24 protein-coding genes are annotated in these 26,990 nt (G+C 71.9%); 10 read left to right on the top strand and 14 right to left on the bottom strand.

Annotated features, from left to right (window positions below; genetic code table 11):
- The first annotated feature begins 7 nt into the window (after nt 1-7).
- Both AB0I32_RS09690 and AB0I32_RS09695 read left to right on the top strand, forming a co-directional pair.
- Nucleotides 8-484, top strand: coding sequence for a DUF3515 family protein (locus AB0I32_RS09690; protein ID WP_357448463.1), 477 nt, complete (start codon nt 8-10; stop codon nt 482-484).
- A 44-nt stretch (nt 485-528) separates the two neighbouring features.
- A complete protein-coding gene (locus tag AB0I32_RS09695; protein ID WP_357505248.1) occupies nt 529-1,242 on the top strand; it encodes a helix-turn-helix domain-containing protein in 714 nt (237 codons plus the stop codon).
- A gap of 26 nt (nt 1,243-1,268) precedes the next feature.
- On the opposite strand, the gene AB0I32_RS09700 is transcribed toward AB0I32_RS09695, so the two are convergent.
- The 4 genes from AB0I32_RS09700 to AB0I32_RS09715 all read right to left on the bottom strand — a co-directional run bounded on the left by AB0I32_RS09700 (nt 1,269) and on the right by AB0I32_RS09715 (nt 6,490).
- Nucleotides 1,269-1,802, bottom strand: coding sequence for a DUF6232 family protein (locus AB0I32_RS09700; protein ID WP_357505250.1), 534 nt, complete (start codon nt 1,800-1,802; stop codon nt 1,269-1,271).
- 98 nt (nt 1,803-1,900) lie between these two features.
- Entirely contained in the window at nt 1,901-3,079 is a 1,179-nt protein-coding gene (locus AB0I32_RS09705; protein WP_357505252.1) for a D-alanine--D-alanine ligase family protein, read from the bottom strand.
- Nucleotides 3,080-3,128: 49 nt separating this feature from the next.
- A complete protein-coding gene (locus tag AB0I32_RS09710) occupies nt 3,129-4,724 on the bottom strand; it encodes an AMP-binding protein (RefSeq protein ID WP_357505254.1) in 1,596 nt (531 codons plus the stop codon).
- Between the two features lie 62 nt (nt 4,725-4,786).
- Nucleotides 4,787-6,490, bottom strand: a complete 1,704-nt coding sequence (locus AB0I32_RS09715; protein WP_357505256.1) for an aldehyde dehydrogenase family protein — start codon at nt 6,488-6,490, stop codon at nt 4,787-4,789.
- Nucleotides 6,491-6,676: 186 nt separating this feature from the next.
- Between AB0I32_RS09715 and AB0I32_RS09720 the strand changes: the two genes are divergently transcribed.
- Entirely contained in the window at nt 6,677-7,846 is a 1,170-nt protein-coding gene (locus AB0I32_RS09720) for a helix-turn-helix domain-containing protein (RefSeq protein ID WP_357505258.1), read from the top strand.
- Between the two features lie 88 nt (nt 7,847-7,934).
- The gene (locus tag AB0I32_RS09725; RefSeq protein ID WP_357505260.1) at nt 7,935-9,104 is read left to right on the top strand and encodes an acyl-CoA dehydrogenase family protein; all 1,170 of its coding nucleotides are present in this window, start codon (nt 7,935-7,937) and stop codon (nt 9,102-9,104) included.
- A 42-nt stretch (nt 9,105-9,146) separates the two neighbouring features.
- On the opposite strand, the gene AB0I32_RS09730 is transcribed toward AB0I32_RS09725, so the two are convergent.
- A complete protein-coding gene (locus AB0I32_RS09730) occupies nt 9,147-10,328 on the bottom strand; it encodes a PLP-dependent transferase (RefSeq protein WP_357505262.1) in 1,182 nt (393 codons plus the stop codon).
- 60 nt (nt 10,329-10,388) lie between these two features.
- A complete protein-coding gene (locus tag AB0I32_RS09735) occupies nt 10,389-11,705 on the bottom strand; it encodes an MFS transporter (RefSeq protein ID WP_357505264.1) in 1,317 nt (438 codons plus the stop codon).
- Between the two features lie 70 nt (nt 11,706-11,775).
- Here AB0I32_RS09735 and AB0I32_RS09740 point away from each other — a divergent pair, with 70 nt between their 5' ends.
- Nucleotides 11,776-12,750 carry a helix-turn-helix domain-containing protein gene (locus AB0I32_RS09740; RefSeq protein WP_357505266.1) on the top strand — a complete coding sequence of 325 codons (975 nt, stop codon included), beginning with the start codon at nt 11,776-11,778 and terminating at the stop codon, nt 12,748-12,750.
- A 75-nt stretch (nt 12,751-12,825) separates the two neighbouring features.
- The gene (locus AB0I32_RS09745; protein ID WP_357505268.1) at nt 12,826-13,527 is read left to right on the top strand and encodes a hypothetical protein; all 702 of its coding nucleotides are present in this window, start codon (nt 12,826-12,828) and stop codon (nt 13,525-13,527) included.
- 27 nt (nt 13,528-13,554) lie between these two features.
- Here the strand turns inward: AB0I32_RS09745 and AB0I32_RS09750 are convergent, their stop codons facing one another.
- The 3 genes from AB0I32_RS09750 to murA form a co-directional block, all read right to left on the bottom strand.
- Nucleotides 13,555-14,589, bottom strand: coding sequence for an NAD(P)H-dependent glycerol-3-phosphate dehydrogenase (locus AB0I32_RS09750; protein WP_357505270.1), 1,035 nt, complete (start codon nt 14,587-14,589; stop codon nt 13,555-13,557).
- Nucleotides 14,586-15,341 carry a lysophospholipid acyltransferase family protein gene (locus tag AB0I32_RS09755; protein ID WP_357505272.1) on the bottom strand — a complete coding sequence of 252 codons (756 nt, stop codon included), beginning with the start codon at nt 15,339-15,341 and terminating at the stop codon, nt 14,586-14,588. The genes AB0I32_RS09750 and AB0I32_RS09755 overlap by 4 nt, the downstream gene beginning before the upstream one ends.
- Nucleotides 15,342-15,470: 129 nt before the next feature.
- Nucleotides 15,471-16,787 (bottom strand): UDP-N-acetylglucosamine 1-carboxyvinyltransferase, encoded by a 1,317-nt coding sequence (murA, locus tag AB0I32_RS09760; RefSeq protein ID WP_357505274.1) that lies wholly within the window; start codon nt 16,785-16,787, stop codon nt 15,471-15,473.
- Between the two features lie 300 nt (nt 16,788-17,087).
- Here murA and AB0I32_RS09765 point away from each other — a divergent pair, with 300 nt between their 5' ends.
- The 3 genes from AB0I32_RS09765 to AB0I32_RS09775 all read left to right on the top strand — a co-directional run bounded on the left by AB0I32_RS09765 (nt 17,088) and on the right by AB0I32_RS09775 (nt 20,233).
- Complete coding sequence (locus AB0I32_RS09765; protein WP_357505276.1) at nt 17,088-18,467, top strand: MFS transporter; 1,380 nt, start codon at nt 17,088-17,090, stop codon at nt 18,465-18,467.
- 433 nt (nt 18,468-18,900) lie between these two features.
- Nucleotides 18,901-19,455, top strand: a complete 555-nt coding sequence (locus AB0I32_RS09770) for a hypothetical protein (protein ID WP_357505278.1) — start codon at nt 18,901-18,903, stop codon at nt 19,453-19,455.
- Between the two features lie 31 nt (nt 19,456-19,486).
- Nucleotides 19,487-20,233 (top strand): sulfite exporter TauE/SafE family protein, encoded by a 747-nt coding sequence (locus tag AB0I32_RS09775; protein WP_357505280.1) that lies wholly within the window; start codon nt 19,487-19,489, stop codon nt 20,231-20,233.
- A gap of 15 nt (nt 20,234-20,248) precedes the next feature.
- Here the strand turns inward: AB0I32_RS09775 and AB0I32_RS09780 are convergent, their stop codons facing one another.
- From AB0I32_RS09780 to AB0I32_RS09795, 4 genes are all read right to left on the bottom strand, one after another.
- Nucleotides 20,249-21,757, bottom strand: coding sequence for a tripartite tricarboxylate transporter permease (locus tag AB0I32_RS09780; RefSeq protein WP_357505282.1), 1,509 nt, complete (start codon nt 21,755-21,757; stop codon nt 20,249-20,251).
- A 9-nt stretch (nt 21,758-21,766) separates the two neighbouring features.
- Nucleotides 21,767-22,363: a tripartite tricarboxylate transporter TctB family protein gene (locus AB0I32_RS09785; RefSeq protein WP_357505396.1), complete on the bottom strand. Its 597-nt coding sequence runs from the start codon at nt 22,361-22,363 to the stop codon at nt 21,767-21,769.
- A gap of 1 nt (nt 22,364) precedes the next feature.
- Nucleotides 22,365-23,369, bottom strand: coding sequence for a tripartite tricarboxylate transporter substrate-binding protein (locus AB0I32_RS09790; RefSeq protein WP_357505284.1), 1,005 nt, complete (start codon nt 23,367-23,369; stop codon nt 22,365-22,367).
- A 118-nt stretch (nt 23,370-23,487) separates the two neighbouring features.
- Complete coding sequence (locus AB0I32_RS09795) at nt 23,488-23,814, bottom strand: AraC family transcriptional regulator (protein WP_357505398.1); 327 nt, start codon at nt 23,812-23,814, stop codon at nt 23,488-23,490.
- On the opposite strand from AB0I32_RS09795, the gene AB0I32_RS09800 reads away from it, so the two are divergent.
- Complete coding sequence (locus AB0I32_RS09800; protein WP_357505400.1) at nt 23,803-25,947, top strand: NB-ARC domain-containing protein; 2,145 nt, start codon at nt 23,803-23,805, stop codon at nt 25,945-25,947. The genes AB0I32_RS09795 and AB0I32_RS09800 overlap by 12 nt on opposite strands.
- Nucleotides 25,948-25,966: 19 nt before the next feature.
- Here the strand turns inward: AB0I32_RS09800 and AB0I32_RS09805 are convergent, their stop codons facing one another.
- Nucleotides 25,967-26,965, bottom strand: a complete 999-nt coding sequence (locus AB0I32_RS09805) for a WYL domain-containing protein (RefSeq protein WP_357505286.1) — start codon at nt 26,963-26,965, stop codon at nt 25,967-25,969.
- Nucleotides 26,966-26,990 lie beyond the last annotated feature (25 nt).

Raw genomic sequence — 26,990 nt, forward strand, 5'->3', positions numbered from 1 at the left:
TATCTCCGTGCTTCCCGCCCGATTCGTGTTCGCAACGACTGCCGCCGTTCTCGCCGTCGTGGCGCTCGGAGGCTGTGCTCGAACGATCGGCGTGGAGGTCGCGCCGAACGCCGCCGACCCGAAGTGCGCCGAGGTCATGCTCGCCGTCCCGGACGAGCTCGGTCCGGACCTGCCGAAGCTGTCGACCAACGCCCAGGCCACCGCGGCATGGGGCGAACCGGGCGCCGCGGTCACCATGCGCTGCGGCGTGGCCCAGGTCGGACCCGCCGCGGACTGCCAGCACGTCGACTCGGGAGACGGGACCGCCGTCGACTGGATCGTCACCACCGACGACGCCGGCACCTGGTCGTTCGTCACCTACGGCCGTGAGCCCGCGGCCGAGGTGATCGTGCCGCCCGCGGTCACCGAGAACCACTCGACGTCGTTCATCGCGGACCTCGCCGATGCCGTGACGCAGGTACCTGCCACGAAGGAGTGTCAGTGAGCCCGGTTGTATCAGTGCCAGCAGCACCGACGGACCATTCTCCGGTGCAGTCGCGCCGCGAGCGCCTGCGCGACGAGCTGCGGCGTGAGGTCCTCGCCGCCGCCCGACACCAGCTCGCCGGACAGCACGGGCTGAGCAAGCTCACGATGGCCGCCGTCGCGAAGGAGGTGGGCGTCACGCCGCCGGCGCTGTACCGGCACTTCGAGAACCGGCAGGACGTCATCGCGCAGCTCTGCGTGCTGATCGTCGAGGAGGTGCTGGAGCTGCTCGCCGTCGCGGTGGCCCGGCAGGAGCCTGGCGACATCGCCGCCGCCCTGGTCGCCTCGACCCGGACCTCGCTCGACTGGGCGGTGCGCAACCCTGCGGAGTTCGACCTCGTCATCGGCTCCGGCATCCGCGCGGAGCTCACCGACAGCCACGCCCTCCAGCGCCGCATGGCCGAGATGGTCGGCGGCCACTACGTGCCGCTCTTCCGCGAGCTGGCGGCGGCGGGCATCCCGCGCCCGGCCCACGGCGAGCTCGGCCCTGAGCTCGCCGAGCAGGTGCGCCGCTACCGCGACGCGGTGGGCGGCCACGACCTGCCGCTCGGCGTCGCCCACCTCATGGTGACCAGCTGGCGCCAGGTCTACGGGCTGCAGTGCATGGCCGTCTACGGCCACCAGGAGTTCGCGTTCGGCGACCACGTGGCGCTCCACGAGGACCTCGTCTCGTCGCTGCTGGTCCAGATGGGCCTGGATCCGCACCCGACCGTGCGCTGAGCACCGGGTCGGCGCGCGAGCACGGCTCAGCGCACCATCGAGTCCCGTCCGGCGTCCATCGTGTGCAGCTTGTCCGCGTTCGAGATGAGCTGGACGGTCCCGTGGTAGGAGATCCTCGGATCCTTCATCGCCGCGCCCACCAGATCGGCGAGCGCCGCGAGGTGCCGCAGGTCGTGCGCGCAGATGCGGTGCACGTGCTGGGTGGCGGTGACCATCTGCAGGGCGTACACCGGGTACCTCCACAGCGGCTGCCAGAACCGGGTCCGCTGCCACACGCGCGCGACGGGCCAGGCCAGGCCCGCACAGGCCATGGCGAGCGCGGCCTCCCAGGGGATGCCGTCGGCCCCCACCAGGCGGAGCAGCAGGACGATCACCGCGACGATGAAGAAGGGGTAGGCCACCTGGTTCGCCCAGGCACCGATGGGCTTCGGGCTCGCCACATTGACCACCTCCACCCGCATGACGTTGCTCAGGGCGAAGGTGGTGACACCGATGGTGAGCGTCCCGTTCGCGACCCGCACGTCACGCGCGGCGTAGCTGTAGCGGGGCTCGCCCCACATCTTGCCTCCTCAGACACCATTTTCGGCCCTGTCGACCGGGTGACAGCCGGTGTGACGACCGGTGCCACGACCAGTCGCGAGAGGCAGAGTACAGGTGTTCAGCGCAGGCCGGTGGACCGCTCGAGCGCGAGCTGGACGAGCTCGTCGATCAGCTCCGGATAGCTCATGCCGGAGGCCGCCCACATGCGCGGATACATCGAGAACGGCGTGAAGCCCGGCATGGTGTTGATCTCGTTGACCAGCACCCCGTCCTCGGGCGTCATGAACATGTCCACGCGCGCCAGGCCCTCGGCGCCGATCGCCTCGAACGTCCGCACGGCGATCTCCTGGATCTCCTTGACGACGTGGTCGGGCAGGTCCGCCGGGCAGCTGAGCTCCACGGCCGCCTCGTCGAAGTACTTGGCCTCGTAGTCGTAGAAGCCGTGCCTGGTCTCGTCGGTGACGACGATCTCGCCCGGCAGGGACGCGCGGGGGCGCGCCCCGCCCCGGCCGCCGAGCACCGCGCACTCGATCTCGCGGCCGGCGATACCCGCCTCGACCATCACCTTGGGGTCGTGCTCGCGCGCCTCCTCGATGGCCGCGTCCAGGTCGTCCAGCGAGACCACCCTGGAGATGCCGAGCGACGACCCGGACCGGGCCGGCTTGACGAACAGCGGCAGCCCCAGGGTCTCGACGGTCTGGCGGACGACGTCGCGGCGGTCCGGCCAGTCGCCCGGCCTGATCACCGTGTACGGGCCGATGGGCAGGCCGTGTCCCGCGAACACCAGCTTCATGAAGTGCTTGTCCATGCCGAGGGCGGACGCGAGCACACCGGAGCCGACGTACCGCGTGTCGGCGAACTCGAGCAGGCCCTGGACGGTCCCGTCCTCGCCGTACGGGCCGTGCAGCAGCGGGAACACCACGTCGACGTCGGCGAGGGCCGACGGCACCTGACCTGGCTCGAGAACCCGCAGCGTGGTGTCGCCGACGGTCAGCGGGAGCACGACCTCGGCGGCGGACGCCGGGACCTCTGGCACCTTGCCGTCGGTGATCGCCCAGCGCTCGGGCTCGTCGGCGGCGATGACCCACTGCCCGGTCGGGGTGATGCCGACGGGCACCACCTCGTACCTCGAGCGGTCGATGGCGCCCATCACGCCACCGGCGGTCGCGACCGAGATCCCGTGCTCGCCGGAACGTCCCCCGAACAGGACGACGACACGAGTCCTGCGGGCGGCGTCCGACGTCGGCACGGGATTCGTGGAGTCCACGGCAGAGGCCGGCTCGGTGTGGTGCGACATCGCACTCAACCTACCGGGGCCCGCCTGACCCGGCCCGTCCACGGCGGACCTACGGGGCCGCCCGCAGATCCTTGCGGAGGATCTTCCCGGACGCCGACTTCGGCACCGCCTCGATGAACTCGACGGCCCGTACCTTCTTGTACGGGGCCACCTGCTCGGCGACGAACGCGATGACCTCGCCCTCGGTCAGGGTGGAACCGGGCGCGGTCACGACGAACGCCTTGGGGATCTCGCCCGCTTCCTCGTCCGGCACACCGATCACCGCGGCATCGGCGATGCCGGGGTGGGACAGCAGCAGCGCCTCCAGCTCGGCGGGCGGCACCTGGTAGCCCTTGTACTTGATGAGCTCCTTGAGCCGGTCGACCACCTGGAACACGCCGTCGGCGTCGACGGTGACGATGTCGCCGGTGTGCAGGAACCCGTCGGGCTCCAGGGTGTCCTCCGTCGCCCGCTGGTTGCCGAGGTAGCCGACCATCACGTTCGGCCCGCGGCACAGCAGCTCGCCCGGACCGGAGACGCCCTCGGCCGGCTGCTCGATCTCTGCGCCCGTCGCCGGGTCGACGATCTTCGCCTCCATGTTGGCCACCAGCAGCCCTACCGACCCGGCCGAGATCTCGGGGCGGCCGAACGGGATGACGTGCGAGACCGGCGACATCTCCGTCATGCCGTAGCCCTGCAGCACCCGGACACCCGAGCCGAGCCGGGCCACCACCGCTGCCGCGAGCTTCTCGTCGAACGGCGCGGCACCGGACAGCACGGCCCGCACGCTGGAGACGTCGTACGAGTCCACGAGCGGGTGCTTGGCCAGGGCGAGCGCGATCGGCGGCGCCACGAACAGGAAGGTCGCCCGGTGGTCCTGGATCACCCCGAGGTACTGCGCCAGGTCGAACCGGGGCAGCGTGACGAGCTTCGCCCGGGTGCGCAGCGCAACGTTGAGCAGCACGGTCATGCCGTAGATGTGGAAGAACGGCAGCACGCACGGCACGACGTCGTCACGCTCGACACCGATCGCGAAGCACTGCGCCACGTTCGCCACGAGGTTGGTGTGGGTCAGCATGACGCCCTTGGGATGACCCGTCGTCCCCGACGAGTACGGCAGCACCGCGAGGTGCGTCGCCGGGTCGAACGAGACCTCGGGGGCCGGGTGCGGATCGGCCAGCAGGTCGGCCAGGGAGGTGTACTCGGGAGCCACCGCGGAGTCGCCGTCGAGCACCACGAGCTGCTCGTGAGCGAGGCCCGCGCCCTTCGCGCCCGCCTCGGCCGCCAGGAGCAGTGCCGAGACGGTGATCACGAGCCGGGCGCCCGAGTCCAGGAGCTGCTTGGTGATGTCCGGGCTCGGCGCCAGGGCGTTGATGGTGGTCACGGTCACGCCCGCGCGCAGCAGACCGTGGAACACCGGCACGTAGGCGGGCACGTTCGGGGCGTGCAGCGCCACCACGTCGCCCACGCCGAGGCCGCGCGCCGCGACGGCGCCCGCCACGGCGTCGATCTGCGCGAGCAGGGAACGGAACGTCGTCTCCGTACCGCTGACGCCGTCGACCACCGCCACGCGGTCCAGCTCGTCCCCGGTGAGGTCACCGAACAGGTACTCGTGGACGCTGACGGACGGGATCACCACGTCGGGCAGCATGCTCCGGACAACCATCGTCGGTCTCCTTCTTCTCTGGCACCTGACCGCCGTTGGCCCGGTGCACGAGCATTCTGCCGTCAGGAACGGAAGGCCGCGAGCAGCACCGGCACCAGCCGCCTCCACGACGGCGCCGCCGCATAGCGGGTGAGCGCCCGGCCCGTGTCCGTCACGCTCCGGGAGCTGCCGAACCACGGCGGCTTCGGGAAGAGCGAGAGCTCGCCGTGCAGCACGCTGCGCGGGAACGCACGGAATGGGCCCGTCACGACGCTGCGCTCTGGCCCGGCGAGCAGGTGCCCGTTGTGCACGACGTCGATGCCGGAGCCGACGTCGGACACCGTGTGCCCGGGGAACGCGCCCCACGTGGCGCCGGACAGGAGGAAGCCCATGCCGGTCCATGCGTTGATCGCGATGTTGCCGTAGCGCAGGTCGGCGATCGCGGCGTCGAACACGGCACCTGCCGCCTTGCGGTCCTCGGGCCGCACCAGCACGTTGGCGCCCAGCGTCCCGTACAGGGAGTCGTTGGCGAAGCCGACGGCGGCCCGCAGGAACGCCGTGCCCTGCCCGGGCAGCTGCGTCCACGCGAGCACCGGCGCGAAGTACTCGTCGGCGCACGCCGGGTCGTCCGCGGCGATCTCCATCAGGAGGCTGCCGTCGATGTGCTCGGCGTCGGGGTGCGCCTCGGCGGCCCGCGCGACCTTGGCTTCAGCGCCCGGGTACCAGGTGCCGCGCGCAGGCGTCGTCGCCAGGGCCCGCCGCAGCTCGGCGAGGAACGCGTCCTTCTGCGCCCAGTCCGCCGACAGCACGACGACCTGTCCCGCCACGCAGTTGTGGCCTGCGTTGTGCAGGCGCATGGTCGCCACGTGCTCGGCCTGGAACCGCAGGTCGGCGGCGCTCCACCGGCCGGGCACCACGATGACGGGCGCGACGCCGCCCAGCTCGCTCGTGATCGGCACCGTGAGCCTCGGGTCGGCCGACGCCCGACGCCGCTCGGCCTCCTCGCCGGTGCCCCACACGATCGCGTCGTGCGTGACGGCGGAGCCGGTGATGTGCACCTTGTCGATGCCGCTGTGCCGCGTGAGGTAGGCGCCGACGGCGGCGTCGCCGTTGACGATCCGGACCACGCCGGCCTCGATCAGGGGCGCGAGGGCAGTGCGGTACACGTCGAGCAGGCCTGCGAACGTCGGGTTGAGCTTCACGAGCGAGGCGCGGCCCAGCGCGACGAGCTCGTAGAACGCGTCCAGCGGCGCGATGGACGAGACGTTGCCTGCGCCGAGCACCAGCCCGACGCCGCCGTACTCGCCCACCGTGCCGGCCCGCAGGCCCGCCTCGTCGCGCACCTGCCGCTCCGGCACGCCCGGCGGCATCCACACCTCTGCCTTGAAGCCGTTGAACAGCACCCACTCCTTGGCGGTGCGCGGCAGCACCCGCACCGCCACGCGGCCACCCGGCGCCGTGCCGACGCGGAGCCCGTCGAGCGGCGACCCGCCCGCCGCGAGCGCCTCGTAGGACCGCGCGTAGGCGGCGGCGCTCTCCAGCGCGCCGTACGGGCCGGTCATCCACTCCTCGCCCGTGTAGGGGGCGGACGGCGCGATGTGCTTGGCCTCGGCGGCCGCCGCCACCCACTCCTCGGCGACGCCGGCGATCGACGCGTGCACCCTCCGGAACAGCGCGCCCCGGTCCGCGACGGGCAGCCGCGCCCACCGTTCGGCACCGGCCTTGAGCTCCTCGACCGCCTTGTCGAGCTCGCGCTCCGTGGTGGCTCGCGTGTCCGTCACGCTCATCTGCTGTCTCCTTCGACCGCGCTGCATCCGACCGTAGATCCGACCGTAGATCTGACCGCACGGGGCCAGCACTCACTGACCCGCTCTGCAATAGCGTAGGGGTGCCGGCAACCTCGGGCGAGACCCCCGAGCTTTACATCTCGACCTTCGGTGCACAGTGCGGCCACCGCAGTTAGGCTGCCTGGCATGTCGGACATCGCCGTCAGTGGGGCCGTCAGTGGGCGTCACGACCTGCGTGATGCGCTCGACCTGCTGAGCGAGCAGGTCGCCGACGAGATCCTGCACGCCGAGCCCGTCCACCCCGATTCCCACCTCCCGGCCGCCCTCGTCCAGCCCCTGGTCCGGGCCAATCTGGCGGAGATCCTCGCCGCGCTCGCCGGCGAGCCGTCGTCGCTCGAACCGGCACGGGAGACCGGCCGCGTCACTGCCGCCGAAGGCATGCCGCTGGACCAGCTGCAGCACGCCTACCGCCTGGCCGGCCTGCGCATCTGGGAAGAGCTCGCCCGTCGGCTGCGCTCCCGGACCGACACCACGGCGCTGCTCCGCGCCTCGTCGCGCGTCTGGTTCGCCATCGACCGCTCGTCCAACGTGGCAGTGCGGACCCACCTCGAGTCCAGCGCGGGCCTGAGCGAGAACATGGCCCGCACCGAGCTCCTGCGCGGCGTCCTCACCGGCGCGGTGCACGACCTCGAGACCGCCCGGCGCGCGCTCGGCCTGCCCGCCGACGTGATGCTCGTGGTGGCCGTCACGGCACCCGGCATGCCCGCCGTCCCCGCGGCCGGCACGACTCCCGCCCCGGACGGCGCGGCGGAACCGGATCGGCCGACCGTCCGCTGGCTCACGCACGAGGGCGCCCGGCTGACGCTCGTGGCCGCGTCCACCTCCGAGGACACGTACAGCGCCCTGACGGGCCTCGCCGCACACACCCGGACCGGCGCGAGCCGGCCGTTCACCCGCCTGGCCGACGCGCCCGCCGCTCTCGTCGAGGCCCGCACGGCGGTGCGGTCCCTGCCCCTGGGCCGGGTGGGGCTCGCCCGCTACGGCGACCGTCCGCTGGACGCCCTGCTCGTGGCCGACGGCGAACGCGCCGCCGAGCTCGCGACCGCGGTGCTGAGCGGCCTCAGGGACCGCGACCCGCGGGACGAGGAGCAGCTGCTCGCCACCGTCGAGGCCTGGTTCGAGCACGGCGGGTCCGGGACCAGGGCAGCGGCCGCGCTGCACTGCCACCGCAACACGGTGCTGAACCGGCTCGCGCGGGTCGCCGACCTGACGGGCCGCGACATCAACGACCCCAGGGCCGCTGCCGAGCTGTACGCGGCGGTGCGCGCCCTCCGCCTCCAGGGCGAGGCGCCGTAGCCCCCGGGAGCACCGCGCAGTTTCGAGCGGGTGATATTCGATGGCCGTTCCAGCCCACGAATTCGCCCGAAAACGTTAGCCTCGGGGCGTGACCCCACTCCTGTCCGACGAGCTGCTCGCCACCCTGCGCGAGCGCGCCGCCGACTACGACCGAGACAACGCCTTCTTCGCCGAGGACCTGGCAGACCTGCAGGCCGCCGGCTACCTCGGCGCGATGGTCCCCACCGCGCTCGGCGGCGCCGGCCGGACGCTCCGCGAGACGGCTCGTGAACAGGCCAGGCTGTCCGCCCACGCGCCCGCGACGGCGCTGGCCGTGAACATGCACCACGTGTGGGTGGGCGTCGGCCGCTACCTGCACGAACGCGGCGACTCGTCGCTGGACTGGCTGCTGGCGGAGGCCGCATCGGGAGAGATCTTCGGCTTCGGCTACTCCGAGCCCGGCAACGACCTGGTGCTGCTCGGCTCACGCACGGAGGCGCGGCCCGACGGCGCGGGGGGCTACTCGTTCCACGGCCGCAAGATCTTCACGTCGAACTCCCCCGCCTGGACGCGGCTGGGCGTGCTGGGTCTCGACTCGTCGAAGAACGGACGGCGCGCCGAGCCCCGGCTCGTGCACGCCTTCGTGACGCGTGACGGCGGCGGGTTCGAGATCCTCGACGACTGGGACACGATCGGCATGCGCGCCTCCCAGTCGCGGTCCACGCTGCTCGACGGCGCGCACGCGCCTGCCGATCGGGTACTGCGGCTGCTGCCGCCCGGGCCGTCGCTCGACCCGTACGTCCTTGGCATCTTCACGTCGTTCGAGGTACTGCTCTCCGCGGTGTACGCGGGGATCGCGGACCGGGCGCTGGAGCTCGCCGTCGAGGCCGCCGGGCGTCGCACGTCGATGAAGACGGGCAAGAAGTACGCCCAGGACCCCGACGTCCGCCGTCGTATCGCCGACATGGCCCTGGCACAGGACAGCGTCTGGCTCCAGATCGACGGGATCACCCGCGACCTCGACGCCTCGGCGTCGGACAGCACGCTGGACCGGGGGGCGGGCTGGTTCCGGGCGACCGCAGGGCTGAAGGTGCGCGTCACCGAGACGGCGCGCGAGGTCGTGGACCAGGCCGTCCGGGTGTCCGGCGGCTCCACCTACTTCAACGGGTCCGAGCTGGGCCGCCTCTACCGCGACGTGCTCGCGGGGATCTTCCACCCGTCCAGCGACGACTCCGCCCACGCCACGGTCGCCCAGTCCCTCCTGGGCCCCCTGGACTAACGACTCCGCGAGGTAGAGCGAGGGTCGGGCGGGTCGGGTGGGTCAGGAGGCGCGGAGCGCCTGGTCCAGGTCCGCCCAGAGGTCCTCGACGTCCTCGATACCCACCGACAGGCGCAGCAGGTCCTCGGGCACCGTCTCCGCCTCGGTGCCCCAGCGGCGGCGACGCTCCAGCATGGACTCCACCCCGCCGAGCGACGTCGCGGGGAGCCACAGGCGCACGGCGTCGACGACGGCGTCGGCCCGGCCGACGGGGTCCGCCGCACCCGCCCGCGCCTTCGGCCGGACGCCGATGATCGCGCCGAAGCCGTTCATCTGCGCCTTTGCGCGCTCGTGCCCCGGGTCGCCGGGCAGCGAGGGGTGCCGCACCTCCGCCACCTCGGGGTGCTCCGCGAGGCGCCGGACCAGCTCGGCCGCGCTCGCCTGGGCGCGCTCGAAGCGCAGCGCGAGGGTGCGCAGGCCGCGCAGGGCGAGCCACACCTCGAACGGTCCGGCGATCGCGCCGTGCAGCGTGCGGTGCTCACGCAGGGTCGCGGCGAGCTCGGCGTCACGTGTCACGAGCGCGCCCAGCACGACGTCGGAGTGGCCCGCGAGGTACTTCGTCACCGAGTGCAGCACGACGTCGGCGCCGTGCTGCAGCGGCTGCTGGCCCAGCGGCGTCGCGAAGGTGTTGTCGACCACCGAGCGGACGCCGGCGGCGCGCGCCGCGCCGAGCACGGCGGGCAGGTCGGCGACCTCCAGCATCGGGTTGGTGGGCGACTCGACGAGCAGCAGGTCCGCGCCGGCGAGGGCCGCCACCACGGCGTCGGTGTCGGCGATGTCGACGTACCGCAGGGTCACGCCGTGCCGCTCCGAGACCTGGCGCGCGAGCACCATGCCGGCCTGGTAGGCGTGCCTCGGCAGCACAAGTGTGCCGCCGTCCGGCACCAGGGCGAAGACGGCGGCGACCGCCGCCATCCCGGACGAGAACACGAGCGCCTCGCCCGGCTCTCCCCCGCCGCACTCGAGGGCGGCGAGCGCCTCCTCGAACGGGTGCCAGGCGTCGTTGTCGCCACGCGCGTACGACAGCTCGTCGGGCGTGACCACGCCGCGGGAGACGTACGTGGAGTTCATCGGGACGGACGGGTTGATGTGCCCGCCCTGGGCCCGGGCGGGACGCCCGGCGGAGACGACGATGGTGGCGGGCGCGAGTGCGGACGGCCCGGGGTGCTCGGGGGTGGTGCTCATGGCGGCGAGAATACGACGGACCCGCCACTGCCGACCGTCCCGTCCGCGCCCCGGCGGCCGTCAGACCGGTGACACGTCCGCTCGCCGCCTCCGGAGCACCAGCGACATGAGCGCTGCACCCGCGCACAGGACGCCCGCGCCGTACCAGACGGCGTCGTACGAGCCGGTCAGGTCGCGCACCAGGCCGCCCGCGAACGCGACGACCCCGGCGCCGATCTGGTGCGAGGCGAGCACCCAGCCGAAGACGATCGGTGCGTCCTCGCCGTAGAACTCGCGGCACAGGGCGAGGGTGGGCGGCACGGTAGCCACCCAGTCCAGCCCGTAGAACACGATGAAGAACACCATCGGCAGCTCCACGTGCGGGGCCATGAGCGACGGCAGGAAGAGCAGCGCGACGCCGCGCAGCGTGTAGTAGACGCCCAGCAGGACGCGCGGCGAGTAGCGGTCGGTCAGCCAGCCCGACCCGATGGTGCCGATCACGTCGACCACGCCGATGACCGCGAGCAGGCTGGCGGCGACGGTGATCGGCATGCCGTGGTCGTGCGCGCCGGGTACGAAGTGCGTCCGGACCAGCCCGTTCGTCGTCGCGCCGCAGATCGCGAACGCGCCGGCGAGCAGCCAGAACGGGCCGGTGCGGGCGGCGTCGAACAGTGCGGTGACCGCGCGCCTGGCGGCCCCGTGGGCGGGCGCGGGCTTCGGCACGTACTCGCCGCCGTAGGGGGCGAGGCCCAGGTCCGCCGGGTGGTCGCGCAGCAGGAACAGCACGAGCGGGATCGCCACGAGCGCGGCGATGGCCACCGTGACCGACGCAGGGCGCCAGCCCTGGTTCTCGACGATCCACGCGAGCAGCGGCAGGAACACGAGCTGGCCCGACGCCGTCGCCGCCGTCAGCACGCCGCTGACCAGGCCGCGCCGGGCCACGAACCAGCGGCCGGTCACCGTCGCGGTGAACGCCAGCGCCATGCTGCCGCTGCCCACCCCGACCAGGAGCCCCCAGCCGAGGACGAACTGCCACGGCTCCGACATCCACACCGTCGACAGGGCGCCCACGGTGATGACGACGAGCGCGGCCGTGACCACCGGACGCATGCCGAACCGGTCCATGAGCGCCGCGGCGAACGGTGCCGTCAGCCCGTACAGGATGACCTGCAGGCCGACGCCGAGACCGACGGTCGCGCGCGACCAGCCGAGCTCCGCGTTCAGCGGCTCCACGAACAGGCCGGGTGCGGCCGTGAACGCGGCGGCACTCATGACGGTCACGAAGCTGACCGCGGCGACCCACCAGGCGGGGTGGATCCGGGGCGTCCGAGGGCGGGGGGACGACGGCGGGGCCGACGCGCCACCGGCGTCGGGCACGGGCGTGCTGATCTGTGTCACGGGCTCAGTCTGCTGGCGCGGCGGCACACCGGACAGTGACCGGAAGGTCACTGTCCAATAGGATCGGGCCATGACCGCACCGCACCGCGTCGCCGTGCTGATCGTCGACGGGTTCATCCCGTTCGAGCTCGGGATCGCGCACCGGATCTTCGGCATCGCACGCGACGCCGAGCGACGTCCCCTCTACGAGGTGGTGACCTGCACGCCCGGCGCGCCCGGCCCCGTGCAGTCCGACTCGGACGTGGTCGTACAGGTGGCGCACGGCCCCGAGGCGCTGGAGACGGCGGACACGGTGGTCGTCCCCGCGTCGCACGAGTTCGGGCCGGTGTACGACGAGGGCCGCCTCACGCCAGAGCTCGAGGACGCCTTCCGGCGCATCCGGCCGGGCACCCGGATCATGTCGATCTGCATCGGCGCCTTCGCGCTTGCCGCCGCCGGGATCCTCGACGGCCGCCCCGCCACCACGCACTGGAGCTCGGCCGAGCACTTCCAGACCCTGTTTCCGCAGGTCAAGCTGGACCCCGGCGTGCTGTACACGGACGACGGCGACGTGCTCACCGCGGCGGGCGTCGCGTCAGGGATCGACCTGTGCCTGCACGTGGTGCGGCGCGACCACGGCGCCGCCGTCGCGCTCGACGTCGCTCGCCGCACGGTGGTGCCGCCGCACCGGGACGGTGGCCAGGCGCAGTACATCGCCCGGCCCATGCCCGACGCCGACGGGCCAGGCACCGCCACGACCCGCGCCTGGGCGGCCGAGCGGCTGGCCGAGCCCGTGACGCTGGCCGCCATGGCCCGGCACGCCGCGATGTCGGTGCGGACGTTCACCCGCCGGTTCCGCGAGGAGACCGGCGAGAGCCCCGGCCAGTGGCTCCTGCGGCAACGGGTCGAGCACGCGCGGACCCTGCTGGAGTCCACCGACCTACCGGTCGAGCAGGTGGCGCGACGGTGCGGTTTCGGCACCGCGCAGTCCCTGCGCGCACACGTGCAGGCGACCCTCGGCGTGACGCCGACGGCCTACCGCCGGACGTTCCACGGGGCGGCCTGAACGCGCAGGTTGCAGTTCGGCGCCGCCGGAGGCCTCACCTGCCCGTACGGCCAGGGATCGGATTAGCCTCGATGCATGGGGACACGACGGAGAGCCGGCACGTTCAGGCAGGCCGGGGCGCTGCTCGCCGCACTGCTCCTGGTCGGCTGCACCAATGGTCAGGCGGGGCCCGACGAGCCGTTGCCGGGCATATCCGACCCCGAGCCCATCGTCTCGGAGCCGGCCGAGCCGACGCCGTCGGACACCAAGGCCACCGAGGACCCGGGGACGGGTGACGACGCACCCGAGCCGGGCGTCACCGCCACCGAGACGGCCGCAGGGCCACCGTTTGCCGCCAACACCGAGCCGGACACCGCCGAGCCGACGGGCGAGGGCGAGACGTTCCTGTCCGTCACGAACGTCCGCGTCGCCGAGCACGACCGCTACGACCGCGTGGTCTTCGACCTCGACGGCAGGGGCAGCGGCCGGCCGGGCTGGCGCGTCGAGTACGTCGATCAGGCGACCGACGACGGCTCCGGGCACGACGTCCAGGTCGACGGCGAGGCGATCCTGCGGGTGTCGCTGTCCGGCACGGCGAACCCGATGGACAGCGGCGTCGAGGAGTTCCCGGGCGAGCGCACAGCGCCCGCCGACACGGAGTCGGTGAACGAGATCGTGTACCGCTACTGGTTCGAGGGGTACACGACGGCGTTCCTCGGGATCGACGAGGGCAAGCGGCCGTTCCGGGTGTTTCTCCTGGAGAACCCGACGCGCGTGGTGGTCGACGTCCAGCACTGAGGTTCCGACGGGCTCAACCCGCGAACCTCAGCCCGCGACCTCCGACTTCTTCGGCCGCGCCAGCAGTGTGGCCGCCAGGTCGGCCAGCGGCAGCGTGCCGGCCAGCACCTCGACGACGCCCGCGGTGATCGGCATCTCGATGTCGTGCGCCCGGGCCAGCTCCAGCACCGACTCCGACGACTTCACGCCCTCTGCCGTGCCGCCGGTCACCTTGATCGCCTCGGCGAGCGTGAGCCCCTCGCCGATGTGCTTGCCGAGCCGGTGGTTACGCGACAGGGGTGAAGCGCAAGTCGCCGTCAGGTCCCCCATGCCGGCCAGGCCGGAGAACGTGGCGGGCTCGGCCCCGAGCGCGAGGCCGAGACGCGTGATCTCCACGAGGCCACGCGTGATGAGCGTCGCCAGCGTGTTCCAGCCGAAGCCCTGACCCTGCGCCATGCCTGCCGCCAGGGCGATGATGTTCTTGACCGCGCCGCACAGCTCCACACCCACCACGTCGGTGTTGGTGTAGGGGCGGAAGTACCCGGTCGAGCAGGCGTCCGCCACGAGCTGGGCGGTGGCCTCGCTGCGCGAGGCGACCACGGTCGCCGTCGGCTGCCGTTCGGCGATCTCGGGCGCCAGGTTGGGCCCGGAGACGACGGCGACCCGCTCGTCGGGCAGGTCCAGCACCTCGGCCATGACCTGGCTCATGCGCCTGTCCGTGCCGAGCTCGACACCCTTCATCAGGGAGACGACGACGGCGTCCGGCTCGACCAGGTCCTTCATCGACGACAGGGTGGCGCGGGCGACCTGGGACGGCACCGAGACCACGACGATCGACGCGCCCTTGAGGGCGACGGCGGGGTCGGTCGTGCCGTGCATCGCGGGCAGCTGCACGCCGGGCAGGTACTTCTCGTTGCGGTGCGTCTGGTCCACGGCGTCGAGCACCACGGCGTCGCGACCCCACAGGGTGACGTCGCACCCGGCGTCGGCCAGGACCATGGCGAAGGTGGTGCCCATCGAGCCGGCGCCGAGGACGGCGACCTTGGTCGGGTCGGGCAGGCTGACGGGCGGGGTGGCGCTCACGGGCGCTCCACCGGGGGGTAGGTAGTCATCTTGGCCTCGTAGTCGGGGTGCTTGCGCAGGTCGAACCTCGGCTTGGGCGCCACCTCGCCGCGGATCTGTTCCAGCTCGGCGGTGATGGCGTCCATGATGCGGCTGGTGGCCTCGCGCAGCGTCGCGGTGTCCTGCGGGCGGTCGTACAGGTCGCTCAGGTCGACGGGCGGGCCGGTCTGGATGGTCACCTTCTTGCGCGGCCACGGCCAGCGCAGCATGCCGTACCGCGGCATGATCTCCGTGACGCCCCACTGCGCCACCGGCAGCACCGGCAGGCGGGTCGTCAGCGCGATCCGGGCCACGCCGGTCTTGCCCTCCATGGGCCAGTACTCGGGGTCCCGCGTCAGCGTCCCCTCGGGCAGGATCGCCACGCAGGCGCCGTCGCCGAGCTGGTTCGCCGCGTCCTTGAGGGACTCGGTGGCCTTGGCCGACTCACGGTCCACCGGGATCATGTTGGTGCCCCGCAGGGCCCAGCCCGTCAGTGGCGAGTCGAACAGGCCGCGCTTCGCGAGGATGCGGGGCTCGCGGCCCATGTCGAAGAGGTAGTGCGCCAGCGTCAGTGCGTCGAGCTCGGTGACGTGGTTGGCCGCGGCGATGAACCCGCCCTTGGCCGGGAAGTTCTCCCCACCCTTCCACTCGTACTTGCACAACGAGAACATGAGGTTCCGCACGATGAACGCGATGAAGCGGTACATGCGTGACTCAGGGCGTGGGATGGACACGGTCGGAAAGGATACTCGCGTCCACCCCCAACCCAACCCCTCCGCGAAGTAGAGCGCCTGTCCGAGTCTCGTCGGGGCTACCCCGGGGAGACTCGGACAAGCGCTCTACTTCGACAGACCGCTCACGGGTCAGCCGCGGGTTACGTCGGCGCCCAGGGCCAGCAGCTTGTCCTGGAAGTTCTCGTAGCCGCGGTCGATCAGACCGATGCCGCGCACCGTGGACTGCCCCTTGGCGGCCAGGGCCGCGATGAGGTGGCTGAACCCGCCGCGCAGGTCCGGCACCTCGATGTCGGCCGCGGAGAGCGGCGTCGGGCCGGAGATGACGGCGGAGTGGTGGAAGTTGCGCTGGCCGAACCGGCAGTCGCGCCCGCCCAGGCACTCCTTGTAGACCTGGATGGTCGCGCCCATCTTGCGCAGCGCGTCCGTGAAACCGAAGCGGTTCTCGTACACGGTCTCGTGCACGATCGACAGGCCGGTGGCCTGCGTGAGCGCGACGACGAGCGGCTGCTGCCAGTCGGTCATGAAGCCGGGGTGCACGTCGGTCTCGAGCACGATGGACTTCAGGTCGCCGCCGGCGTGCCAGAAGCGGATGCCGTCGTCCTGCACCTCGAACCGGCCGCCGACCTTCCGGAACGTGTTGAGGAACGTCATCATCTCGGGCTGCGTGGCGCCCTTGACGGTGATGTCGCCGCCCGTGGCGAGGGCCGCAGCGGCCCAGGACGCGGTCTCGATCCGGTCGTTCAGAGCGGTGTGGCTGTAGCCCTCGAGGCGGTCGACGCCCTCGATGCGGATCACGCGGTCGGTGTCGACCGAGATGATGGCGCCCATCTTCTGCAGCACCGCGATGAGATCCATGATCTCCGGCTCGATCGCCGCGCCCGAGAGCTCGGTGATGCCGTCGGCACGGACCGCCGTGAGCAGCGTCTGCTCGGTGGCGCCGACGGACGGGTACGGCAGCGAGATCTTGGTGCCCTGGAGACGCCGCGGCGCCCGCAGGTGGATGCCGTTGGGCCGCTTGTCCACGACGGCGCCGAACTGGCGCAGGATGTCGAGGTGGTAGTCGATCGGCCGGTCGCCGATGCGGCAGCCGCCCAGGTCAGGGATGAAGGCCTCGCCGAGCCGGTGCAGCAGCGGCCCGCAGAACAGGATCGGGATGCGGCTGGAACCCGCGTGGGCGTCGATGTCGGCCACGTGCGCCGATTCCACGTTGGACGGGTCGAGGTCGAGGATGCCCGCGTCGGTGTCGTACTTGACGTTCACACCGTGCAGGTCCAGGAGCCCCGAGACGACCTTGACGTCGCGGATCTGCGGTACGTTCCGCAGCACGCTGGGGGTCTCCCCCAACAGGGAAGCCACCATGGACTTCGACACGAAGTTCTTTGCGCCTCGAACGGTGATGGTCCCGGTCAACGGGTTGCCGCCGTTCACATACAGCAGATCGTTCATATCCTCGTCGTCATCTCGTTGTACCGATGATGGATTTCCGATGGCGGGGTCGGGCTCTCAGTGGCTGAGGGTGCCCGGTCGGTCCTTGATCCTTGTCCCCCACCGCCGGTCGTGCCAACACGGGCACGGGCGGGAGTATTCACCGTTCACTACACCTTCACTCGCGAAGCGCGCTGCCGCATCACGACACGCCAGGTGCACACACGCGCGCGAGGTCGCGGTCGGCAGCCTACGTCAAGGGGGCATCCACACCATGAGACGCCCTTCCCGGATCGCGGACCTCCTCCTAATGTCCCAGGCATGAGCACCTCCGCATCTTCGACCGCCGGGACCGCCTCCGGCGGCCAGGGCGAGCCTCCGGCAGGCAACCCCAGGGGCCGCGTCGTCGTCGCGTCCCTCATCGGTACCTCGATCGAGTTCTACGACTTCTACATCTACGCGACCGCGGCGTCGCTGGTGTTCCCGGCGCTGTTCTTCCCGAACGCCCAGGACCCGACGACGCAGCTCCTGTCGTCGTTCGCCGTGTTCGGCGTCGCGTTCGTCGCGCGGCCGCTCGGCTCGGTGCTGTTCGGCCACTTCGGCGACCGGATCGGCCGCAAGACGACCCTCGTGGCCTCGCTGCTCACGATGGGTATCGCGACGATCCTGATCGGCCTCATCCCTGCGGCGTCGACACCCGGCTGGGCCTTCGCCGCGCCGGCCGTGCTCGTGCTCTGCCGGTTCGCCCAGGGCCTCGGCCTCGGCGGCGAGTGGAGCGGTGCCGCGCTGCTCGCCACGGAGAACGCGCCGCAGGGCAAGCGCGCCATCTACGGCACGTTCCCGCAGCTGGGCGCGCCCATCGGCTTCATACTGGCCAACACGGTGTTCATCGCCCTGTCGACCGCCCTCACCCCGGAGCAGTTCGCCGACTGGGGCTGGCGCATCCCGTTCCTCGCGTCCGCGATCCTGGTGATCGTCGGCCTGTGGGTGCGGCTCTCGCTGCTGGAGACGCCGGCATTCCAGCGGGTGCTGGCGGCCGAGGCCGTCACCAAGGTGCCCGTGGCCCGTGTGTTCCGCACGTCCTGGAAGCAGATCGTGTCCGGCACGTTCATCATGCTGGCCACGTACGTGCTGTTCTACCTGATGACGACGTTCACGCTGAACTACGGCGTCGCCCCGACCGCGCCCACCGACGGCGCCCCGGCCGGCCTGGGCTACGAGAAGATCGACTTCCTCTGGATGCTGATCATCGGTGTCGTGTTCTTCGGCGTCTTCACGCTGGTGTCCGGGCCGATGGCGGAGCGGTTCGGCCGCCGCAAGCACCTGATCTGGGTCACCGTGGCGATCATCCTGTTCGGCGGGTCGTTCGTGCCGCTGTTCGCGGCGGGCGACCTCGGCGTGCAGACGCTGCTGATCCTCGGCTTCACGCTCATGGGCCTCACGTTCGGCCCCATGGCCGCCGTCCTGCCGGAGCTGTTCCCGTCCAACGTCCGGTACACGGGCTCCGGCGTCGCGTACAACCTGTCGTCGGTGCTCGGCGCGGCGGTCGCCCCGTTCATCGCGGTGTGGCTGTGGGCCCAGGCCGGCTCCCCCGTCCTGGTGGGCGTCTACCTCTCCGCGATGGCCGTGATCACGCTCGTCGCCCTGCTCATGACGCGCGAGACGCGGGACGTCGAGTACGACACCAACGTCAGCGCCTGACGCTCCGGTCACGCGCAGAGATCACGCCCGACGCCGTCGCATGCCTTCCGTACGGGAGGCACGCGACGGCGTCGGGCGTTGTGCTTCGGGTACGACAGCCATCACGCTTCCGCGCGCGCACTGGGCTAGACCTCTCTAGGCTCGCCACGTTGGCTCTCCGGAATGCCAAAGGGCCCGCCGGTGAAGACCGACGGACCCAGAGGAAAAGCTCGAACGGAGTGACCTGCCTCCGCCTTCGAGACCTACGTTATCCGGCCCCGGAGGCTTGCACAAGGTGACTACGACCGCTCCCACAGCTCTGCCCCTGACCCGTTGGATCAGTTCTCAACGGTTTGCCCCATACCTCCGTGCAGCGTCCGGAAACGCTCGGAACGGGTTACGTCTCTACGACTGGAACCGCGACCTCTCAGGAGCGGTCTATGAGCTCTTGCACATGTTCGAGGTGGTCCTCAGAAATTCGATGGACGAGCAGTTGTGCACTTGGAACGCCAAGCAGCCCAACACAAGCGGTGGCGGCCTCCACTGCCCTGACTGGCTACTGGATCCGGCTCCTCTGCTGACCCGGCTCACGAGAAACGGGCAGGACATTCGAAAAGCTCGTGACCATGCAACTGCGAGCGCGAGGTCCTGGCAACCGAGCCGCGCCATCGCCCATTCAGACGTGCTCGCGCAGGTCCCGCTCGGGACATGGCGCTACCTGCTTCCCAACAAGGACGCTGGGCGGCAACGGTTGTGGAACGAGGCTCTCCGTGATGCATTCCCGAAGCTGGCAACGGCACCACGGTCGCTTACCGCGAAGGTGCACGACATTCACCTGCTGCGAAACAGGGTCGCTCACCTGGAGCCATTGATCCGCACCGGAGTGGTCCGCGATCGGCTCACCGATGTCTTGCACGTACTGCGAGCGATCGACACGGTGCCCGAGCAGTGGGCATCCGGCCAGCAGCGCGTGACGACCGTCCTGAAGGCTCGTCCTCACCTTTCGTAGGCGGACCACCTCGGCGGGATAGCGTGGCCGGGTGGAGACGACGGCCCTGATCGCAGCCTGCGTCGCCGTCGTACTCGGGGCCGGCCTGCAGCGGGTCGCCGGGATGGGTCTCGGCATGGTGGCCGCCCCGGTGCTCACCGTGTTCCTCGGGGCGTCGGTCGGCGTCCTGGTCAGCAACGTCGCTGCCATCGTGACGGCGCTGCTCATCCTGCGGGCGCTGCGCGACCGGGTCGAGTGGCGGCGCGTCGTGACGATCCTGCCGCTGATGCTCGTGGGCTCGGTGCTCGGGGCGCTCACCGTGCGCGAGGCCGACGCCGCGTGGCTCGACGTCATCGTCGGCGGGTCGGTGCTGCTCGCGCTGGCGGCGTCGGCGGTCCTGCGGCGGCGGGTCCGGATCAAGGGCCGGTCCGTGGCCGTCGCGACCGGCCTGGCGGCGGGCTTCATGAACACGACGTCGGGCGTCGCCGCACCCGCGTGGACCGCCTACGCGCTGGCCACCCGCTGGGACCACCGGTCGTTCGCCGCGACCCTGCAGCCCCTGCTCGTCGTCATGAACACCATGTCGATAGCCACCAAGCTGGCCTTCGGCGCGATCCCGCCCGGCCACCTGCCGGCGTGGTGGGTCTGGCCGCTGCTGCTGGCCGGCGTGCTCGCGGGCGTGGGCCTCGGGGCCCTCCTGGCCCGCCGGATCCCCACCCGGGTCGCGTCGGCGATCGCGCTGACGGTGGCCGTGGCGGGCGCGCTGACGGCCCTGACCCGAGGCCTCCTCACCGTCTGACCCTGCCCCGCCGGTCTACTCGTCCTCCGCGAACACCACGTCCCGCTTGCGTCGGATCATCGGCAGCACCGTGACCACCAGCGCGACCGCCGCGAGCGCCAGCAGGATTCCCGAGATGGGTCGCGTGACGAAGACGGTGGCGTCGCCGCGGGAGAGCAGCAGCGCCCTGCGCAGGTTGTCCTCCAGCAGGGGGCCGAGCACGAACCCGAGCAGCAGCGGCGCCGGCTCGCACCCGGACCGGATCAGCACGAAGCCCAGCACGCCGAAGACGGCGACCGCGAGGACGTCGTACGGGTTCTGGCTCAGCGAGTAGGTCCCGATGCAGGCGAACACCACGATGGCGGGGAACAGCACCGAGTACGGCACCGAGAGCATGCGCACCCACAGGCCGATGAGCGGCAGGTTGAGCAGCACCAGCAGCACGTTGCCGATCCACATCGACGCGATCAGGCCCCAGACGAGGGCGGGCTGCTCGGTCATCACGTCCGGCCCCGGCGTGATGCCCTGGATGACGAACGCCCCGGCCATGAGCGCCATGACCGGGTTGGCGGGCAGGCCGAGCGTCAGCAGCGGGATGAACGACGTCTGCGCCGCCGCGTTGTTGGCCGACTCCGGCCCGGCCACGCCGGCGATCGCCCCGTGCCCGAACTCGCCCGGGTTCCGCGAGACCCGCTTCTCCACCGCGTAGGAGGCGTACGAGGCGAGGACGTGCCCGCCGCCCGGCAGCACGCCGAGCAGGGAGCCGAGGCCGGTCGCGCGGAGCACCGGGCCGACGATCTGCCGCAGCTCCGTCCGGCTGGGCCACAGGTTCGCCACGCGGCTCACCACGCGGGTCCTGGTCCGCGGGTCGTGCAGGTTGCGCAGGATCTCCGCGATGCCGAACACGCCGACGGCGACCGCGACGAAGTTCAGACCCTGGTACAGCTCGCGCACGCCGAACGTGAACCGCGGCGTGCCGGTGTACATGTCCTGTCCCAGCGTGCCGAGCAGGATGCCGAACACGATCATCGCGAGCGCCTTGAGCGTGGACCCGCTCGCCAGCGCGATCGACGCGATGAGGCCGAGGACCACCAGCGAGAAGTACTCGGCGGAGCCGAACGACAGTGCGGCACGGGCCAGCACGGGGGCGGCGACGGCGAGCACCACCGTCGCGACGGTCCCGGCCACGAACGACCCGATCGCCGCCACGGCGAGCGCCACGCCGGCCCGCCCGGCACGCGCCATCTCGTGCCCGTCGATCGCCGTCACCGCGGCCGACGACTCACCCGGCAGGTTGAGCAGGATCGCCGTCGTCGACCCGCCGTACTGGGCGCCGTAGTAGATGCCCGCGAGCATGATGAGGGCCGACGTCGGGTCGTCGAACCCGAACGTGATCGGGAGCAGCAGGGCGATGGTCGCCGTCGGCCCGATGCCGGGCAGCACGCCGACTGCGGTGCCGAGCGCGACGCCGAGCAGGCAGAACAGGACGTTCTGCCACTGCAGCGCCTCGGAGAACCCGAGCGTGAGGTTGTCCAGCAGGTCCATCAGGGCCTCCTACCCGCCGAGCCAGTCGCCGAACAGCGCAAGGCGCAGCTGCAGGAGGACCACGAAGATGAGCCAGCTCGCCAGCGCCAGGCCGGCGGCGATGGTCAGGGCCCGCAGCGGTCTGGTGCCGGGCCGCGCCATGGCCGCGAGCAGGCCGGTGCCGAAGGTCGCGGGCAGCAGGCCGAGGCCGTCGACGGTGAGCGCGAAGAACCCCACCGCGGCGAAGATCGCCGCCGTCGGGCGCCACTGGATCCCGGCGAGCGGGCGGGGGTCCGGGACGTCCGCGTCGGGTACCACGCGGTCGGACGGCGGGGTGGCGGACGCCTCGCCGTCCGACACCCCGCGATCGGGCACCCCGCGATCGGACGGTGCGGCGTCGGACACCGCACCCGACGCCGGGTCCGGGGCGACGTACGCCTTGGCGACGATGACTCCGCCGAGCGCGGCGAGCACCAGGCCCAGGGCGAGCGGCACGTACCCCGGCCCCATCTCGAGCAGGGAGCCGAGGTCGTACCCGAGCGCCCCGATGGCGAAGGCCGCACCGAGCCCGACGAAGATCAGGCCCGAGACGAGGTCGCCCGTCGAGCGGGGCCGGAGGACGCCGATGTCAGCCTCCCTGCCCGGCGCCGATGATCTCGCCCCAGGTGGCGATCTGCTCCTCGAGCAGCGCCGCGTGCGCCTCCGGGGTTGCCTGGTCCTCGCTCACGGGCGCCGTGCCGAGGTCTGCCATCTGGTCGATCACGGTCTGGTCGGCCAGAGCCACCTGGAGCGACTCGGTGAGCTTGGTGACGACCTCGTCGGGCGTCTCGGCCGGGACATACAGGCCGTGCCACACGCTGACCTCGATGTCGGGCTGCCCGCCCTCCGCGGTCGTGGGCAGGTCCGGGAGCGCCTCGACGCGCTCCGGCGTGGTCACCGCGTACGCCTTGACCTCGCCCGCCGTGATCTGGCCGGTCGTGTTCGTGGTCTGGTCGCACATGAAGTCGACCTGGCCGCCGACGAGCTCGGTCATCGCGGGACCCGTGCCGTCGTAGGGCACCGCCGTCACCTCGACGCCGAGGGCGTTCGTCAGGAGCAGGCCGCACAGGTTGGACGCCGAACCCTCGCCGGCGTGCGCCATCGTCACCGTGTCGGCGTTCTCCTGGACGTAGGTCACGAACTCCTCGAACGTCTCCGGCTCGAAGTCGGAGCGCGCGATGATCGTCATGGGCACCTCGGTGACGAGGCCCACCGGCTTGAAGTCGGCCACCGGGTCGTAGGCGAGGTCCTCGTAGAGCGCAGGCGCCGTGGACATGCCGATGTGGTGCATGAGCACCGTGTAGCCGTCCGGGTCGGCCGTGGCGGCCTGACCCGCCCCGACGGTGCCGCCGGCGCCGTCGACGTTCTGGACGACGAGCTGCACGCCCAGGTCCTCCGACATGGGCTCGGCGACCATGCGTGTCACGGTGTCGGTCGGGCCGCCGGCGGAGAACGGCACGATCACCTCGATGTCGTCCTCGGGGTAGGCGGCGGGGTCACCGCCACCACCCGAGGAACAAGCGGCCAGGATGAGACCGAGGCCGGCCAGCGCACCGATGCGCGCGGCCACCTTGCGGGATCCAGCGGGATTCATTTCCGTCTCCGATCATCGTTGATCCGGCAGAGGTTGATCCGTGTACTGATTCGCGACAGTACCTCCGGGCATGTGACGGCCGCCACAAAGTGGACGCGGTTTTGACCGAACGGTGACCTCACCGGACGGCGTCCGCCGCCGTCCGCAGCGACCCGGCGGACCTGGCCGGCCCGGATCGGCGCACCGCTCCGGGCGATGTGCCGTGGTGCCGCTTGAAGGCCCTGCCGAACGCCGCCTCGGAGCCGTAGCCGACCCGGCGGGAGATCGTGGCGACCGAGTCGGTCGTGGTGGTCAGCGCGGTGTACGCCTGCTCGAGACGCCAGCCGGCCAGGTAGCGCATCGGGGGCTCCAGCAGGTACCCGCTGCGCCGTCCGGGTTCGTCGGGCGGACAGACGAGTTCTCCCGCATCGCCGCGAGCCTCGCCCGGCCGGCCCTGGAGGCACACGACTCCTCGTCCCGGCTCGTCCTGGTGCACGGCCCGGCAGGCATCGGCAAGACGGCGTTCGCGCACGCGGCCTCCACCCGGCTCCGGCCGCACTACCCGGACGGCCAGCTCTACGCAGACCTCGGCGGTTCGTCCGGTACGACGGTCGAGCCGATGACGGTGCTCGACCGTTTTCTCCGCACGCTGGGCGTTCCGGGGCACCAGGTGGGCCGGGACCTCGACGAGGCGGGGTCCCACTTCCGCAGCGAGCTGGCCGACCGCCAGATGCTCGTCGTCCTCGACAACGCGCGGGACGCGGACCAGGTGCGCCACCTGCTTCCCGGGACCGGCCGGAGCGACGTCCTGGTGACCAGCCGCCACCTGATCCGGGGCCTGGACGCCGCTGCGGTGATCGGGCTCGGTGCGCTGTCGCCCGCGGAGTCGGTGGACCTCATCGCTTTCGTGACGGGCAGGGACCGGACCGGCGTCGACGGCTCTGCCGCGAACGAGCTCGGCGAGGCCTGCGGCCATCTCCCGCTCGCCCTGCGCATCGCGGCGGGGCGTCTCGCCAGCAGGCCGTCGTGGGCCGTCAGCGACCTGGCGCACCGTCTGCGCGACGAGAACGGGCGGCTCGCCCAGCTCGACGACGGGACGTCGAGCGTGCTCGTGAGCTTCCAGCTCAGCTACGACCGGCTGGACGACTCCGCACGGCGGGCCTTCCGGCTCGCCTCCGTGCACCCCGGCGAGGACTTCGGGGTCCCGGCGACCGCCGCTCTCCTCGGCATCGACCTGGCCGCCGCGGAACGTCTGCTCGACGAGCTGCTCGACGCGAACGTGCTCCTGCAGTACTCGCCCGACCGCTTTCGTCTCCACGACCTGCTCCGGCTGTACTCCCGCAGGCTGGCCGGCGCCGGTGCCGAGCGGAACGAGGCGGAGGAGGCACTGGACCGCCTCATGGAGTGGTACGCGGAGCGGGTCACCGCGGCGATGGAGTGGGTGTACCCGCAGCTGGTCCGGCTCGGCGGTCACCCAGAACGCGAGCGGTGGTTCGACGACGAGCCACAGGCCCTCGACTGGCTCGACATGGAGTCAGGCACCCTGATCCGCCTGGTCGAGCAGGCGGCCGACGACGCCCACCGGGCATCCTTCGCCTGGACGGTCGCCGACCAGCTGCGGGGCTATTTTCTCATCCGGCGCCACCTCGACGGCTGGACGCGGGTGGCGGAGGCCGGGTGGCGCGCCGCTGCCGGATCGCCCGACCTCCGGGTCAGGGTCGCCGCCCTGCTCGGCCGGGGGCAGGCCCTCAGCGCGACCGGCCGTGACGCCGAGGCGCTCGACGTCATGCTCGAGGCCCAGGCGATGGCCGAACGCTGCGCGTGGAGTGCCGCGGCGGCCTACCTCGCCCACAACGTCGGCTGGCAGTACTTCGAGTTCGGTATGCCGGCCGAGGCCGACACCTGGTTCGGCAAGGCCTTCGAGCTGACCGCGGACGATCCGGAGGGGCACGTGCGCGCGGCGTCGCTGAACGGGTCGGGCATGGTGCAGCTCGACAGAGGATCCCTCGACAAGGCCGCCGAGCACCTCGGAGCGGCCCTCGCGATCAACGAGGCCGCAGGCAGGGAGGCCTCAGCCCTCGCCAACCGCGGCAACCTCGCGAGCGCGCTGCGCCGGCGCGGGGACCTGGACGAGGCGGCTCGGCACCTCGACGTCGCGCTGCACGGCTACCGCCGCCGTGGCGACGTGCGGGGTGAGCTCTCGACGCTCGACGAGCTGAGCCAGCTCGCGACCGACCACGAGAACCACCCCCAGGCGCTGAGCCTGGCCAGGCAGGCCTACGAGCTCGCGCTCCGGGTGAACGACAACCGTGCGCGCGTCATGACCGCCTGCACGCTCGGGGACGCGCTCCGGAACTGCGGCGACCTCTCTGGTTCGGTCGACCACCTGCGCACCAGTGCCGACATCGCCGTGGAGCACTCCTTCACCTACTTCGAGGCCAGAGCTCAGCTCGGGCTCGCCCGCTCGCTCAGCCTGAGGGGCGACGACGAGCCTGCCCGGCTCGCTGCCGAGCGCGCGGGCACCATCGCGCACGAGCGCGGGTACACGCTGCTCGCGGCGGCCGCCGAGGCTGCTGCCGAGGCGGTCGCGGCCCGCTGAGGGCAGCCCCCGACGGTGCTCAGGTCGAGCCGTCGACCGGGGACGCGGACGGCGCCGCGTAACGGGCGGCCAGCGCGGCGGCGCGGTCCCTGAGGGCGGTACGCAACGACGGCGGGGCCAGCGCCTCTGCGTCCGTGCCGAGCTGCCAGAGCGCCCACACGGCATGCCGGAGGTCCTGAAAGGTCACCTCGAGCCGCAGCCGGCCGTCGTCGTCCGCCGCTTCCCTGAGGACGGCGAGCGCCGTGCCCACGAGCTCCTCGCGCCGGGCAGGATCCAGCCGGACGAGCACGACGACCTGGTCCCCGCCCGTACGGAACCGGTTGCTGCGTTCCTGCCAGATCCGGTCCAGGTCGACCTGGTCCGGTCGCTCGGCGGGTTCGGCGAGCTCCTCGGCGGCGATGATCCGCGAGAGCCGGTAGGTACGGTCCGCGCCGGACGTCGTGGCCAGCAGGTAGCCCTTGTCCCGCACCGTGACCAGGCCGATCGGGTCCACGGTGCGCCAGCTCGCCGGCCGGTCCGCCGGTGCGTAGTGGATGCGCAGCTTGTGTCCGGCCAGCACCGCCCGCCGGACCTCGGCCATCGCGGTGCCTGGCACCTCGTCGGCGGGCGCCCTGCGGGAGAGCAGGTCCGTCTCCGGGTCGACGAGGAACCGCCGGGCCGCGTCGCTCGTGGTGGCCCGGTGGCCCTCCGGTAGTGCGTCGACGACCTTGCGCATGGCCGACGCGAGCGCGGAGCCCAGGCCGAACACCTGCTCGCCCCTGCCCGAACCGGCGGTCAGCAGGGCGAGGGCCTCGTCGTGGTTCAGCCCGGTGAGCTCGGTCCGGAACCTGGGCAGCAGGGCGAACCCGCCGTGGCGGCCGCGTTCGGCGTAGACCGGGACGCCCGCGGCCGAGAGCGCCTCGATGTCCCGCAGCACGGTGCGGGTGGAGACCTCGAGCTCACGGGCCAGCGCCTGTGCGGACAGCCGGCCGCGCTGGCGCAGCAGCAGCACCAGGGAGACCAGACGATCCGCGCGCATCCGAAGATCCTACGGAATACCTGAC

It is taken from the genome of Promicromonospora sp. NPDC050249 (genome assembly GCF_040656015.1).
Lineage (GTDB): Bacteria > Actinomycetota > Actinomycetes > Actinomycetales > Cellulomonadaceae > Promicromonospora.

What these genes read in the sequence shown, in the direction of transcription:
- AB0I32_RS09700 (WP_357505250.1), bottom strand. Translation starts at nt 1,802, where the DNA reads ATGTGGGGCGAGCCCCGCTACAGCTACGCCGCGCGTGACGTGCGGGTC.
- AB0I32_RS09705 (WP_357505252.1), bottom strand. Translation starts at nt 3,079, where the DNA reads ATGTCGCACCACACCGAGCCGGCCTCTGCCGTGGACTCCACGAATCCC.
- AB0I32_RS09710 (WP_357505254.1), bottom strand. Translation starts at nt 4,724, where the DNA reads ATGGTTGTCCGGAGCATGCTGCCCGACGTGGTGATCCCGTCCGTCAGC.
- AB0I32_RS09715 (WP_357505256.1), bottom strand. Translation starts at nt 6,490, where the DNA reads ATGAGCGTGACGGACACGCGAGCCACCACGGAGCGCGAGCTCGACAAG.
- AB0I32_RS09720 (WP_357505258.1), top strand. Translation starts at nt 6,677, where the DNA reads ATGTCGGACATCGCCGTCAGTGGGGCCGTCAGTGGGCGTCACGACCTG.
- AB0I32_RS09730 (WP_357505262.1), bottom strand. Translation starts at nt 10,328, where the DNA reads ATGAGCACCACCCCCGAGCACCCCGGGCCGTCCGCACTCGCGCCCGCC.
- AB0I32_RS09740 (WP_357505266.1), top strand. Translation starts at nt 11,776, where the DNA reads ATGACCGCACCGCACCGCGTCGCCGTGCTGATCGTCGACGGGTTCATC.
- AB0I32_RS09745 (WP_357505268.1), top strand. Translation starts at nt 12,826, where the DNA reads ATGGGGACACGACGGAGAGCCGGCACGTTCAGGCAGGCCGGGGCGCTG.
- murA (WP_357505274.1), bottom strand. Translation starts at nt 16,787, where the DNA reads ATGAACGATCTGCTGTATGTGAACGGCGGCAACCCGTTGACCGGGACC.
- AB0I32_RS09765 (WP_357505276.1), top strand. Translation starts at nt 17,088, where the DNA reads ATGAGCACCTCCGCATCTTCGACCGCCGGGACCGCCTCCGGCGGCCAG.
- AB0I32_RS09770 (WP_357505278.1), top strand. Translation starts at nt 18,901, where the DNA reads ATGTTCGAGGTGGTCCTCAGAAATTCGATGGACGAGCAGTTGTGCACT.
- AB0I32_RS09780 (WP_357505282.1), bottom strand. Translation starts at nt 21,757, where the DNA reads ATGGACCTGCTGGACAACCTCACGCTCGGGTTCTCCGAGGCGCTGCAG.
- AB0I32_RS09790 (WP_357505284.1), bottom strand. Translation starts at nt 23,369, where the DNA reads ATGAATCCCGCTGGATCCCGCAAGGTGGCCGCGCGCATCGGTGCGCTG.
- AB0I32_RS09805 (WP_357505286.1), bottom strand. Translation starts at nt 26,965, where the DNA reads ATGCGCGCGGATCGTCTGGTCTCCCTGGTGCTGCTGCTGCGCCAGCGC.